This is a genomic window from Marivirga sp., from assembly GCF_035704835.1.
Classification (GTDB): domain Bacteria; phylum Bacteroidota; class Bacteroidia; order Cytophagales; family Cyclobacteriaceae; genus Marivirga.
On the sequence record NZ_DASSWQ010000008.1, the window covers coordinates 1 to 13485 of the forward strand.

Annotated in this window: 11 protein-coding genes; 4 read left to right on the top strand and 7 right to left on the bottom strand. The window is 34.8% G+C overall.

Translation table 11 applies throughout. From position 1 onward, the window contains the following. Positions 1 to 598: 598 nt before the first annotated feature. The 6 genes from VFM92_RS00900 to VFM92_RS00925 all read right to left on the bottom strand — a co-directional run bounded on the left by VFM92_RS00900 (position 599) and on the right by VFM92_RS00925 (position 7331). A complete protein-coding gene (locus VFM92_RS00900) occupies positions 599 to 1300 on the bottom strand; it encodes a hypothetical protein (RefSeq protein ID WP_325120309.1) in 702 nt (233 codons plus the stop codon). A 362-nt stretch (positions 1301 to 1662) separates the two neighbouring features. Beyond that, complete coding sequence (locus VFM92_RS00905; RefSeq protein ID WP_325120310.1) at positions 1663 to 3705, bottom strand: M3 family metallopeptidase; 2043 nt, start codon at positions 3703 to 3705, stop codon at positions 1663 to 1665. A 509-nt stretch (positions 3706 to 4214) separates the two neighbouring features. Next, the gene (locus VFM92_RS00910; protein ID WP_325120311.1) at positions 4215 to 4565 is read right to left on the bottom strand and encodes a 4Fe-4S binding protein; all 351 of its coding nucleotides are present in this window, start codon (positions 4563 to 4565) and stop codon (positions 4215 to 4217) included. Between the two features lie 275 nt (positions 4566 to 4840). Continuing rightward, positions 4841 to 5560 carry a TonB-dependent receptor gene (locus VFM92_RS00915; RefSeq protein WP_325120312.1) on the bottom strand — a complete coding sequence of 240 codons (720 nt, stop codon included), beginning with the start codon at positions 5558 to 5560 and terminating at the stop codon, positions 4841 to 4843. Between the two features lie 10 nt (positions 5561 to 5570). Next, positions 5571 to 6980, bottom strand: coding sequence for a TonB-dependent receptor (locus VFM92_RS00920; RefSeq protein ID WP_325120313.1), 1410 nt, complete (start codon positions 6978 to 6980; stop codon positions 5571 to 5573). Between the two features lie 66 nt (positions 6981 to 7046). After that, the gene (locus VFM92_RS00925) at positions 7047 to 7331 is read right to left on the bottom strand and encodes a hypothetical protein (RefSeq protein WP_325120314.1); all 285 of its coding nucleotides are present in this window, start codon (positions 7329 to 7331) and stop codon (positions 7047 to 7049) included. 263 nt (positions 7332 to 7594) lie between these two features. On the opposite strand from VFM92_RS00925, the gene VFM92_RS00930 reads away from it, so the two are divergent. Genes VFM92_RS00930 through VFM92_RS00945 form a run of 4 tightly spaced genes read left to right on the top strand, consistent with a single transcriptional unit; the run spans position 7595 to position 11704 of the window. Next, entirely contained in the window at positions 7595 to 8305 is a 711-nt protein-coding gene (locus VFM92_RS00930; protein ID WP_325120315.1) for a DUF7255 family protein, read from the top strand. 35 nt (positions 8306 to 8340) lie between these two features. Next, complete coding sequence (locus VFM92_RS00935) at positions 8341 to 9162, top strand: DUF3108 domain-containing protein (RefSeq protein ID WP_325120316.1); 822 nt, start codon at positions 8341 to 8343, stop codon at positions 9160 to 9162. Positions 9163 to 9176: 14 nt separating this feature from the next. Continuing rightward, the gene (gene menD / locus VFM92_RS00940) at positions 9177 to 10862 is read left to right on the top strand and encodes a 2-succinyl-5-enolpyruvyl-6-hydroxy-3-cyclohexene-1-carboxylic-acid synthase (protein WP_325120317.1); all 1686 of its coding nucleotides are present in this window, start codon (positions 9177 to 9179) and stop codon (positions 10860 to 10862) included. Then, positions 10859 to 11704 (top strand): 1,4-dihydroxy-2-naphthoyl-CoA synthase, encoded by an 846-nt coding sequence (locus tag VFM92_RS00945; RefSeq protein ID WP_325120318.1) that lies wholly within the window; start codon positions 10859 to 10861, stop codon positions 11702 to 11704. The genes menD and VFM92_RS00945 overlap by 4 nt, the downstream gene beginning before the upstream one ends. A 380-nt stretch (positions 11705 to 12084) precedes the next feature. On the opposite strand, the gene creD is transcribed toward VFM92_RS00945, so the two are convergent. Beyond that, on the bottom strand, positions 12085 to 13458 hold the full coding sequence (gene creD, locus VFM92_RS00950; protein WP_325120319.1) for a cell envelope integrity protein CreD: 1374 nt from the start codon (positions 13456 to 13458) through the stop codon (positions 12085 to 12087). Positions 13459 to 13485: the final 27 nt, after the last annotated feature.

Sequence of the window (13485 nt, forward strand, 5' to 3'; positions counted from 1 at the left end):
GCGGAATTCTAGCTCCCTTTTAAGAAGCTCAATCGTGGTGTTTTTAATTTGATTGTTCATAATGGTAAAAATTTTGTTTACCATTACAATTTAATCATACCTCATTTTACCGTTTCCTCAAAGAAACGGTTTAGTTCAACAATTGTATAAAGTAACAAAGGTTACTTTATACGCTAATATACTGCGAATAAAATAACAAAACTTACTTTATCCGCCATACACCTTTTTCACCTTGACCTCAGAAAATTATTTGAAATTAACATGCAGGTTTTGGCAATTGATGTACTGTAAATATATAGGATTTATTTCAAAATACATCCGAAAAACACAGGAGTTAGTCGAAATGCCTGACGATTGGTATACTAAATGAGTCCAAGCGGACGCTTGAACTATTACCTTAGGTTCAAAACCATTGAAACCAAATAATATTCTTTCCTAAAATTGATTTTTAAGTCCTAAAAAATATTATTCTGTCCTAATTTATTTTAAAACTTCCTAATTTGGTAAATGTAAGTCCTAAATTATATTTTTTGATTCCTAAGACTTAGGAAATAGTTTTTAATGTTTAGGAAGCAGTTTTATTATTTAGGGAGCGGTTTTAATGTTTAGACTTATTGAAATATCGACTGAAATAGCCTTTTCTTTTGTTGTCATTATTAGAAAAAACAAATTTGCCTGTTCTATAGACTTCATCCACCAATTCTTTCAAATGAATATAGGCTTTATCCCTCATGATTTTAAGATTCGATCTTTCTTTTTCCTCTCCCCTAGCTTTAGCTAATAAGAAACTTATTTCAGTAGCCTCATTTGCTGCTTGATCTAATTTGCTTTCATCAAAATTAATGGCTGTCAATAATGGTAAATTGGCTTTTCCAAGAGAGGATAAATCGCTTAAGTCTTGTATCATATCCGCATTTCTAGTGCCCTTTTTGATCTCCTCTACTTTATTTAACAACAATGGCTTTTCATGGAAGGCGAAAAGAAAACTACGTTCTAATTCAATTTTTAACTCCTTTGCTTGCTCACATTTTTTATCCCATTCTACTTCGGAAGGCACTTTGGCAAATCTATTATTGACCCATACTGATTGGGCATAACTCAAGGCACCCATTCGTTGGGTAAATTCCTCAAAATATTTTAAGCCTACCGCTTGTAATTTTTCTTGATCCGCTTTACTCCAACGATATAAATTTCTGGCTTCCTGCAAATAAACATCTATTGGCATTTTGGGAGCTTTGGCCTCAGCTAGTGGTATTGCTTCTATACGGTCTTTTAAACTTTCAAAGTCTTTTTTGGACATCTTGTTTTCTATTTGGTTGACAATTTTTAAATCAGAAAATTAATACCCACATAAGTATATGTCAAGAAATTCAATTGCTTTTTAGTAGGTGAGCTCAAATGCTTGAAATGCAAACGCTATTTCGAAATTCATGAAAATACAGTGTTATAAAAACAAAATACCCGCAAGGTTTAGGAAACCTTGCGGGTATTAAATATAACTAAGCCCAAAATAAATATCTCAGCTATTAGCTCACGAATTCAAATTGTTACAACGATTTAAATTTCTGGCAGTCCACCATGCGTAGCATGGCGGGAACTGGGAAAAAAAAGTCTCATGCAACTCTTGAAACGCTTTAGTTAAATCAACTTAACTAGAAGAATTTATTTCAACCCGGCCCGTTCCAATAAAGCCTCAATTTTAGGTTCTCTGCCTCTGAATCTTTTGTATAATTCCATCGGGTGCTCGCTTCCTCCTTTTGAAAGGATATTGTTTTTAAAGGATTGTGCGACTTCTTTATTGAAAATGCCTTTTTCTTTGAACAATGAGAAAGCATCTGCATCCAACACTTCTGCCCATTTGTAGCTGTAATAACCTGAGGCATAGCCACCGGAAAAAATATGTCCGAATTGGGTGCTCATCAAAGTGCCTTCTACTTTTGGGAATAAATTTGTTTTTGCCATGGCTTTTTCTTCAAAGTCGGCTACATCTTCAATATTTTGTGCTTCTTTTCTGTCTAAACTGAAATACCCCATATCCAATAATGCTAAACTGACTTGCCTTACGGTGGCATAGGCTTCATGATAAGTACTGCTGGCTTTTATTTTTTCAACATACTCCTGTGGAATTTTTTCGCCAGTCTCATAATGTTTAGCAAATAAATCGAGGCATTCTTTTTCATAACACCAGTTTTCAAATATCTGTGACGGGAGTTCTACAAAATCCCAGTAAACATTGGCTCCGGACAAGCTGCCATAGCGGCTGTTCCCTAACATGGCGTGCAGAGCATGACCAAATTCATGAAATAAAGTGGTGACTTCATTGAACGTCAAAAGGCTTGGGTTGCCTGGTGAAGAGGGTGTGAAATTGCAAACATTAGAAACCAATGGTCTATTCTCTTTTCCGTTTTTTCGGTATTGATCCCGATAAGTGGTCATCCAGGCGCCTCCTCTCTTTCCTTCTCTGGGATGGAAATCCGCATAGAAAATGGCTAGGTGCTCCCCTGAAATTGTGCTTACTTCATAAGTAGTCACGTCTTCATGATAAAGCGGAATATTTTTGACTTCCTTAAATCGAATATCATATAATTTTTCAGCTGATTGGAATACGCCATCCAGCACATTTTCTAATTTGAAATAAGGTCTTAGCAGCTCATAGTCAATGGCGTATTTTTTCTTTTTCAGTTTTTCAGAATAATAGGCCCAGTCCCAACGCTGCAAATCAATTTCTTCGCCTAGTTTTTTCACGAAGGCTTTTACTTCGGCTACTTCTTCTTTAGCTTTTGGTAAGGCTTGTTGTAAAAGGTCATCCAAAAAAGCTTGCACTTTATCCTTACTTTCCGCCATTCTTTCTTCCAGCACATAATCTGCGTAAGTGCCATAGCCCAAAAGACTGACTTTCTCACTTCTAAGATTTACGATTTCCTGAATGATGACTTTATTATCTCGCTCATCATTTTTATTGGCTTTGGACATATACGCTTTGTAAAGCTTCTCCCTCAATGAACGATTATCTGCATTTTCCATAAAGGGAACAAAGCTTGGTGCTTGAAGGGTAAAGACCCATTTCCCTTCTTTTCCTTTGCTTAGAGCGGTGGCAGCTGCTTGTCTGATGGCAGAATCAGGTAAACCACTTAAGTCTTTTTCATCCGAAATCACTAATTCATAATCGTTCGTTTCAGCCAGCACATTTTCACCAAAAGTAAGGCTGAGCTGGGATAGCTTTTTGGTGATTTCTTTAAATCGGGCTTTCCCTTTAATATTCAAGTCCGCACCGTTTCTAATAAAGGCTTTATAGGTTTTAGTCAACAGCATTTCTTGTTCATTGTCGAGACCTAGCTTTTCTTTTTGTTTATAAACGTTTTTTACGCGCTCAAATAAATCAGCATTTTGCCAGATGTCATTACCAAATTCAGATAAGATGGGAGAAGCCTCTCTGGCTACTTCTTGAATTTTTTTATTGGTTTCCGCACTATTGAGGTTGAATAATATGGAAGTCACCGAGCTCAATTTTTTGCCCGCAAATTCCATGGTTTCCAAAGTATTTTCGAAAGTAGGTGCTGAACTTTGCGAAGTGATGTCCTCAATTTCTTGCCTGGCTTCTTTAATGGCTGCTTCTATAGCTGGCATAAAATGCTCGGACTTAATTTTATCAAATGGAGGAGTTTGAAAAGGGGTATCAAAGTTTTTTAATAATGGGTTATCCATGGAAAATTTTTCTTGTTAGAATTTCGAATACAAACTTAAGTTGTTTATTACGGAATTGGGGGATGAGAAGATTACTAAAATGAAAAAGCCTTTTATTCATTTCGTAGATTTATTGTTGCTTTATGATTACTGTTTATGCCTTGAGTTTAAATTTTATTCTTTTTTCCACTATACAACAAAACTAGTCCGCAGGCATCCTTGACGCCTTAGTAATCTCGCAAAGTCTCGTAGACGCAAAGTTTTCGCAAAGAAAATATTTTGCTATTTCATTTAAAGTTCAATTCTGAGCCAAAGGCTAACCATCCTTTGGTTGGGAAGACCACGCAGACTTTATAAAAAAGATATCGGCTAGAGCCTGACCAGCCTAAGGCTGGCTTCAACCCTCAAAGCCTTCTTTGGCCTACTTTTCCTGATAGACTAAAGTACAATGGGATTAATGGAGTTATAAAAAACCAAACCCGCAAGGTTTTGAATCTTGCGGGTTTCTATATTTTAAGCATGACTTAAGCTTATTCCTTATGCATCCATTCTTTTTTGGACATTAATTCACCCTCAGATTCTTCGTTGTCTGGGTCATCTACACAACAATCAACAGGGCAAACAGCCGCGCATTGTGGCTCTTCATGGAAGCCAGTGCATTCGGTACACTTACCAGTCACTATATAATAAAATTCATCAGAGATGGGTTCTTGCATCTCTTCTGCATTCACTTCAGTACCATCTATTAACTTTGCTTTTCCAGAAAGGGAAGTTCCTCCAGCCCAATTCCACTCCACTCCGCCTTCATATATTGCTGTATTAGGGCACTCAGGTTCGCAAGCACCACAATTAATACACTCATCTGTTATCATTATCGCCATAACTGAAAAATTTAGCTCTTATTCAAATTAGTTAGTATAACAACAAAGTTAGAGACAATAAGTTTACGGAGCAAAATATTTGATAAGCATTAAATTTAAATTACAGTAATTTAAATAAGTTCTATAATGAGAAATTCATTTAACTATTAAATCAATGTTATTCTTAAATATGGAATAGTTATTCTCAAAATCTATTTTCCTAAATAGCTAGACTGATAAAGTATATAATTCATCTTTTATAAAAAGTAAATGAAATAAATGGTTCCCATCTATTTTTAAAGTAAATTCAATTTAATTCCACCATTAATAACAAAGCCATCAACAGGAGCATAAATGTCACGAAATTGTGGATTATCTATACTGCCTCTGTAGATGGTATCAAAAGCAGTTTGCCTAGTATCGGTGAAATTTTCAAAGTTCAGGAAAACTGAAAACATTTTAGTAAATCTTTTTTCAGACATCAGACCGAAAATCCAATAAGGCTGTCCAGTTTCACCATCATTAAGCTTTTGTGAACTGAAATAATAAGCTTCCAAACCCAACCAAAAATTTCCATGTTTTTCATACATCAACACATTGTTTAATCTATGATTAGCAACTAATGGCATCTCAACTGTGCTATTACTACTGGTCCTATTAACATCTGCAAAAGTATAACCAGTAAAAAGCTTGAAATCTTCATAACCCCATTTTAAGTTTAATTCTATTCCTTTAGAATCGATAAAGCAATCAGACTGAACAAACTCAAATTGATTTTGAACTGGAACTAAATTTAAAGGATTTTGAATCTGGGTGTAGAAAAACAAAGCATTTGATGTCAATGATAATTTCTCTGTAAAGCTATAGCTATAATTCACATCGAAATTTGCTCCATAGGATCGCTCTGAAGTTAATTCCGACCTATTTAAAGGTCTTACATTTTGAAATTGTCTGGTCTCAGCTTCCTCAGAAAACACTGTTGGGGTTTTGTAACCTAAGCCACCTCCCAAGCGCAAGGTTAATTGATTACTGGGAGTATATATAATCCAACCTTAATCCACTTTCAACTGTAATATTTTCAGTAAAATCATAAGTGTTTTGTAAAAATATTCCTGTAGTAAATTCTTGGAAACTGTGGTCAAAAGCCAAACTATCCAGACTTTGGTCAAAATTTTCCGTCCATAAGTTTAAGCCCCCAATCCATTCGGAACTTTCTTTCACATAATTGAAATTCAACTCGCTAAAAGAAGAAAATTGGAGTCCTGAAAAATGGTAGTTAGGTATCGCTATTGCTCTGTCAAAATAACTTAAACTATTTTTAAATGAGGCTTTAAACTCATCTTCAAAAGAATGATCAATTATAATCTGGCTAGATATACGATCTGTTTCATTTAGTTCAAAATATGGATTATTAACATTCTCTCCATTTATAAAGGCAATATTTCCTCCCAGTCGCTCTTCTTTCACCATATTTAAACCAATTTCTACTGTGGTTTCCTCTCTAGGATAAATGAAAAGTTTGGGATTAAGGGTGAAACGATCAAATTCGGGTATAGCGGTTAATCCTATACCTGCTGGGTCATAGGCTGTTCCTTTATTATAGGATGCGAAAATAGTGGTACCCATTTTTTCATTTTTGTTAGCATAAAAACTACTAACATCCAATCCTAAGGCTGATGTCCCATTAAACATCATACTTAACTCAGGTTCACTTTTAGGATCCTTGGATATCAAGTTAACTAATCCGGCTATAGCACCTCCCCCATATAATGTTGAATTGGCACCTTTAATGACCTCTACCTGCTTTAAATCCAAAGGAGCTATTTGCATTAAGCTTAAACTACCCGAAAAACCAGAATAAAGAGGCAATCCATCACGTAGCAGCTGGGTATATTTTCCATCTAATCCCTGAATTCGAATACTTGAATTATAGCTAGTGGCTGATGTTTGCTGTGTTCTGATACCTGTACTTTCATTAAGCAACATTCTAATATCGCCCGGTTTCATATTCCCTTTCTCTGCAAGTTCTTCACCAGCAATCATCTCTATTCTAGTAGGAATATCATCAATAGTTCGGCTAGACCTAGTGGAACTGACCACTACCTCCTCCATTTCATCATGTCCGTGACGAAGCTTAAAGATTAATATATCGGATGAATCCTCCATGGGGAAGGTTAATTTTACGGATTGTGCTTCATAGCCCACGTAACTTATTTTAAATTCGTGCTGCCCAGACGGAATATCGTTTATTTCAGTTTTGCCAGTGGTATCCGTAATCCCACCCAACTTTAATTTATTCGCATAAATAGTGGCTCCTATTAATGGTTCCTCGCTTTCTTCATCTAACACTAAAGCGGTAAATTGAAATTGTGCTTGAACCTCCAACTTGCTGATTGTCAAAATCAATAAGCAAACAAAAATTATCTTTTTAAACATATTGAATACAGGTTAAACTAATAAATTGATTAAAACATTTTACAATGAAGTAAAATTGAATTCTAATTAGGATATCTGCATCGGGGGTTTTAAGAGCTTAAAGAGAAGCTCTTTTTTGTGGTAAACTTCGTGAAAAGGAGAGTACGTATCTAAATTTTCTAAATCATCATTTTGAAATATCACTGGAGCAATTATGATGATGTTACCTGAGCAATTTCCGCATTCAAAAAACGGAGAGCAAGGCGAATCTTCTTTATGCTCTTTGGATTTCACTCCCTCGCATTCAGTCAATTGATTATCTTCAATGCAATATTGCTCCTCATCACAGCAAAATACCATTGAGCTGTACAAGACAATATTGATTAAAAATATAAAACTGAATCGTTTCAAATTATACCTGTTAATTTCGTTTTAATGACTAAATAAACAAACTAAACTAGTTAAATTAAATAATCATAAAATTAAAAATAATCAATCAGATAAAATATTCACATGTAATTTTTATTCTATCAAGCTTTTCTTTTTAAAAAATTAGGAGGAAAATAAATTAACACATTAATAAAATAAAAATATTGAACCTGAATCATGTCCTAAGCTTTTTATAATTTTGTTCTATGGCACAACAATCCATTTCCCAAAATAAACTAATAAATCCACTTCAGCAGTACTTTGAAAAAATTGACTTAAGAACCGATTTTTTCAGAATAGAAATTGACTTTAAAAAGCTTTATGGCCAATACAATATCTATTTCAAGGAAATGGCAGAAGAAATGGAACTAGAATGGGAGCAGTTCTTAAAAGCAGATTTAAAATTTTCATTTGATTTACTACATCTTCAGCCAACAGATTATCATATATTCTTTGAACTTGAATATCATTTCAATCGCTACAGGCTCAAAACTTTAAGGAACAGTTTTTATCAGGAAATACCCTTCTTTGATTTACAAAAATGGAGAACCTTCTGCCGCTCTAAAGAAAAAGAAGCTTTCAAGGGCGGTTTAACCAATGAAATTTGGACTAATCCTATTTCAGAAAAATTATTAGGCAAAGCAGATGAACCAGGCTATTTCGGGGGAAATGGTAGTTCTGGATGGAAATTGCACGCCATTGCCAATTTCTGTTTAGATTTGTATTGCCATCAGCAAAAAATTAAATTTCTTAGATTAACTCCCTACGATAGCTTTATGTCAGCTGGAAAAATTGAATTATTAGGCAATTCCTTAAAGTTAAGGAAGCAAGAGCAATCCATTCAGCAAATGATGAGTCGTAAAATTGGATATGAAATTCCAGGCGCTAAAAATAAAGAGGAAATAATTGACAAATAAATTAACAATCTACCTTTAAATCGTTTATTGATTATATGAACAAATACCTGTTTTCCTCCTGTTTAATTTTCTTTTTATCCTTCCCTAAACTTTTATCGGGCCAATGTCTTGAGCAATCCACCGCTTATCAAGCGGGAGAGGAAATATGGTATGATGTCAAATATAATTGGGGCATAATATGGGTAGATGCTGGAGAAGTGATGTTTTCCGTGGAGGATGCCAAATGGGAAGGTTTTGATACGTATTGGTTCAAAGGCTATGGTCGCTCCATGCCCAAATGGGACTGGGTGTATGAAGTAAGAGATACTTTCGATGCCATTGGGACTCAAGAACAATTAAAACCTCTTTATTTCCACAGAAACACTAGCGAGGGAAGTTACAAAGTCAACAATAAATATTGGTATAATAAGGAAAAGGAAATTATAAAAGCTAAGGTTTATAATTCCGATGATAAGGAGAAAATAGAAAAAAATGTTCCTTATAATGACTGCATTTGGGATGTGCTTACGGCCATATACTATGCGCGAAATTTAGATTTTACAAGTTACGATAAGAATGAAAAAATTCCTTTCAACTTAATAGTAGATGGTAAAATCTATAACTTATATGTTAGATATCTGGGTAAGGAACAATTGGAAATGCCTGATGAAACAGTGTATAATACCATAAAATTCAGCGCTTTGTTGGTGGAAGGCACCATTTTCGATGGTGGCGAGGACATGACTGTCTGGGTTACAGATGATAAAAATAAAATCCCTTTAAAAGTGCAAGCTAAAATTCAGGTGGGTTGGGTAAAAGCCTTTCTAAAAAGCACAAAAGGACTGAAATATGGTGCAATTACTCCGCTCAATCCCTAAATTGCGTGTTGAATATGCAACAAGAAATTATTAACAATATTGCGGAAATATGCTATCAGCAAGGGATTGAGAAAGCCATTATTTCTCCTGGTAGTAGAAATGCCCCGTTAACTTTGGCATTTGCACGTCATTCAAAAATAGAATGCTTTTCTATAAGTGATGAACGGTCTGCAGCATTTATTGGAATGGGAATGGCGCAAGCTAGCCATAAACCAGTTGCTTTGATTTGCACTTCCGGCTCTGCTTCTCTTAATTATGCTCCTGCCATTGCAGAAGCCTTTTTTCAGGAAATCCCTTTGGTAGTCATCACGGCCGACCGACCACCTGAATGGATTGACCAGTGGGACGGACAAACGATTAGGCAGGAAAACATTTATGGAAAGCATGTCAAAAAGAGCTTTAATGTAGCAGTAGATTTATCACATCCTGATGCGCAGTGGCAAACTTACAGAATCATAAATGAAGCAGTGCTGAAAAGTAAAAATGGTGTAAAAGGTCCAATACACATAAATATTCCTTTCCGAGAACCATTCTATCCTGAGAAATCTGAAAATTGGAATTATGATTCAAATGTCAAGATTATAAAAAGTGTTTCTGGAGAAAAAATATTAGCAGAAAGCCAAATCAATGAACTCCAAACAGAATTAAAGCAAAAAGATAAAATAGCTTTCGTTTTAGGACAGGAAGATTACTCCGAAGAGTTTTTAATTTCACTTGACAAGGTTTCTCAAAAGTTAGAAATTCCCATTTTTGCAGATATTATTTCCAATGGACATGGACTTAAAAATGCTATTCATTTACCGGATAGTATTTGCATGAAGATGATGAAAGAAGTCAAAACAGAAGAAATTCCTGATTTGATTATCAGTTTTGGCAAAAGTATTATCTCCAAAAACCTGAAATTATTTTTACGAAAAAATGTAAAATCACAATGGCATGTGCGAAGTCATCATGCTTTTATAGCTGACCCTTTTCAGACTTTAGCTAAGCAAATTGAAGCTGAGCCTGTATCGTTTTTACAACACCTGAACAAGAACTCTTCTTCTAAATTCTTGAATTTGTGGCAGGAGAAAAATACAGAGGCAGAAAGCAAAACTAATAGTTTTTTAAGCGCTCAATCTTTCAGCGAATTTTCTGCTTTGCATGAATTGGTTCAAAATCTACCAAAAAATAGTCATTTGCATTTAGCCAATAGCTTGAGTGTGCGCTATGCGAATTTTATTGGATTGAAGCACAAAGAAGAAGTTAAGGTGTGGGGAAACAGAGGCACAAGTGGAATTGATGGTTCTACTAGTTCAGCCATTGGCCATTCCATAAGTCAAAAAGATAAAAATCATTTCCTTATCACAGGGGATGTAGCATTCTTTTATGACCGAAATGCATTTTGGCATAAATATCCTTATCCAAATTTGAAAATCATCCTGCTCAATAATCAAGGAGGTTCTATTTTCAGAATGATAAAAGGACCGAAAGAGCAGAAAGAATTGCAGGAGTTTTTCGAAACGGAGCAGAGGCTGAATGCCAAAAGTTTATGCAGTGAATTTGGGATAGCTCATTTTTCAGCTCATAATTCTGAAATCTTTAATACCATAAAGGATAAGTTTATGAAATATCCGCAATCAGCCATAATTGAAATTAAAACTGACGCTAAAACCAATCAAACAATATTTGAAGACTTTAAAAATCAATTAATATCATGAGTAAAATCAACTGGACAACCGTAAAAGAATATACTGACATCACCTACAAAAAAGCCAATCATGTGGCTAGAATTGCATTTAATCGCCCTGAAGTGCGTAATGCATTCAGACCAAAAACAACTGCAGAGCTTTTTGATGCTTTATTGCATGCCCGCGAAGATGATGATATCGGAGTCGTTTTATTATCAGCTGAAGGCCCTTCACCTAAGGATGGAAAATATGCCTTTTGCAGTGGCGGAGACCAAAAAGCCAGAGGAGAACAAGGTTATGTGGGAGATGATGGAGTTGCCCGTTTGAATATCCTGGAAGTACAAAGATTGATTCGCTTTATGCCTAAAGTGGTCATAGCAGTGGTTCCAGGATGGGCTGTGGGTGGCGGTCATAGTTTGCATGTAGTTTGCGATATGACCTTAGCCAGTAAAGAACATGCTATTTTTAAACAAACCGATGCGGATGTAACCAGTTTTGATGGTGGTTATGGCTCAGCCTATTTGGCAAAGATGGTCGGACAAAAAAGGGCTCGTGAGATTTTCTTTTTAGGTAGAAATTATTCTGCTCAAGAAGCTTTCGATATGGGAATGGTCAATGCTGTAGTTCCACATGAGGATTTGGAAGATACCGCATTCGATTGGGCTCAGGAAGTATTAGGAAAATCTCCACTATCTATCAGAATGTTGAAATTTGCATTCAATGCCACAGATGATGGTATGGTGGGTCAGCAAGTATTTGCTGGTGAAGCCACTAGGTTAGCCTATATGACTGAAGAAGCCAAAGAAGGTAGAAATGCATTTTTAGAAAAGAGAAAACCTAATTTTGAAAAGTTTAAAAGGGTAAGTAATTGATGAGATTTTAGATTTTAGAATTAAGATTCAAGAATTAAGATAAAAAGGTCTTGGCTTCGTAAGCCAAGACCTTTTTTATAACCTACTTTAATAGGTTCTAAAGCATTTAAATATAAAACATATTGGACAATTCGAATTCAAGCTAATTAACTTATTCTGTGCGTCATACCTGCGAAGGCAGGTATCTCATGATTTTTATCTTTGATTAAAATATCTATTTGAAAATAGCTTTTATACTAATAAAAAACATAGAATTTCTCTTGAAATAGATTATTGAAAATTTGTTTCAATAGGAAATATCCCTGCCTCCGCAGGGATTAGGTTCCGATTTACATTAACAATAAGAATAAACCATAATATAATTTAGATTTCAAGCTAATTTAAACAACTCCTTTACCCTCTTCAATAACTGCTTCTTTACTATCTGATTTCAAATTATACCAATCAATTTTTCGCGTAAAGTACATGGTCAATCCTAAAATGATTACTAATCCTAAGCTTCCAATTAAGAGAGAATAATCAGCTAATTGAAGGGTGACGTATACAAATCCATAAATACCTATTAAAGCCATAATTAGAATGATGATCAATTTCCTTGCTTTGATGATATAAAGAGCATAAAAGGAAATCATTCCTACTATCGCGAATGTGGAAATGACATAAGCCAAATTGAAATTGGAATGCTCTGATATAGAAACCAGTAATATATAAAATAAGCATAAAGCAAGACCAACTAAAATGTACTGAAAAGGGTGAATTCTTTTCTTATTGATGACTTCTACTAAAAAGAAGACCAAAAAGGTAAGCGCTATGGTCATCACAGAATATTTTGCTGAGCGTTGGGCTTTTTTATAATCATCTACTTCATTCAATAGATTGACTCCAAATGCAGAAGCATCAAGTTTATCTTTCATGCTTCTTCCCGACCAGCTTTGAGGATAGTTTCTATTCAGTTCCAAAACATTCCAAACCGCATTAAAACCAGCATCATTTACCTCTCTATTCTTGGGTAAGAAATTGCCTTTAAAACTTGGAGAAGACCATTCCGATTGCAGATTAACTTGCGTAGTCCCTCCTACCGGAATAAAGGTTAAATCCTGACTTCCTTGCAAAGCCACCGAAAAATTAAAGTCTATGTTTTTATCCTTTTGACGATTTATATCTTTAGGATATATGGTGATTCCGGAATTAATTAAATCTGTGATTTTACTACCTGATTCTACTTTTAGGCTTTCCTCACCCCATTTAAAATTGATATTATTCCCTATTCCTCTTAAATCAGAGAAACCTATAGTGAGAAAAGCTTTTTCATATTGAATTTCCTTTAAATGATTTTCATCAAAAGATAAATCCATATTAAATGTACCGTTCACCTTCAAATCTGAATCATAAACCACCACTTCATAAATTCCTCTATTCAAAATTTTGGGTTGAATATTACCATTAATATTAAGTTTTTCTGGTAAAACGTAATGATAAACTATGGATTCTATCATTTCTTCATCTTTTTCATATTCATATAAGAGCGGTATCGTCAAAATTGGGCCATTAATTTCTTGACTCTCCGCCCACTTACTACTGACTTCAGCTATAGCTTCTTGTTGCAATATTTGCCGATCCGTAATGACCTCATTGATCATGGCTGATGGTATCAACAATAGCAACATTAAAATTGTAATGGTTAAAAGCTTTAACATCACTGAATTCTTCAGCCAATTGCTCATTTTCTCGAATAAATTGTTTTCATTTTCCATATTTATATTATTTAAGAGTACTTTGTA

Bases quoted from the DNA above. Each gene is read 5' to 3' on its own strand.
- VFM92_RS00900 (WP_325120309.1), bottom strand. From the start codon at position 1,300: ATGTCCAAAAAAGACTTTGAAAGTTTAAAAGACCGTATAGAAGCAATA.
- VFM92_RS00945 (WP_325120318.1), top strand. From the start codon at position 10,859: ATGAGTAAAATCAACTGGACAACCGTAAAAGAATATACTGACATCACC.
- VFM92_RS00930 (WP_325120315.1), top strand. From the start codon at position 7,595: ATGGCACAACAATCCATTTCCCAAAATAAACTAATAAATCCACTTCAG.
- VFM92_RS00920 (WP_325120313.1), bottom strand. From the start codon at position 6,980: ATGTTTAAAAAGATAATTTTTGTTTGCTTATTGATTTTGACAATCAGC.
- menD (WP_325120317.1), top strand. From the start codon at position 9,177: ATGCAACAAGAAATTATTAACAATATTGCGGAAATATGCTATCAGCAA.
- VFM92_RS00935 (WP_325120316.1), top strand. From the start codon at position 8,341: ATGAACAAATACCTGTTTTCCTCCTGTTTAATTTTCTTTTTATCCTTC.
- creD (WP_325120319.1), bottom strand. From the start codon at position 13,458: ATGGAAAATGAAAACAATTTATTCGAGAAAATGAGCAATTGGCTGAAG.
- VFM92_RS00905 (WP_325120310.1), bottom strand. From the start codon at position 3,705: ATGGATAACCCATTATTAAAAAACTTTGATACCCCTTTTCAAACTCCT.
- VFM92_RS00910 (WP_325120311.1), bottom strand. From the start codon at position 4,565: ATGGCGATAATGATAACAGATGAGTGTATTAATTGTGGTGCTTGCGAA.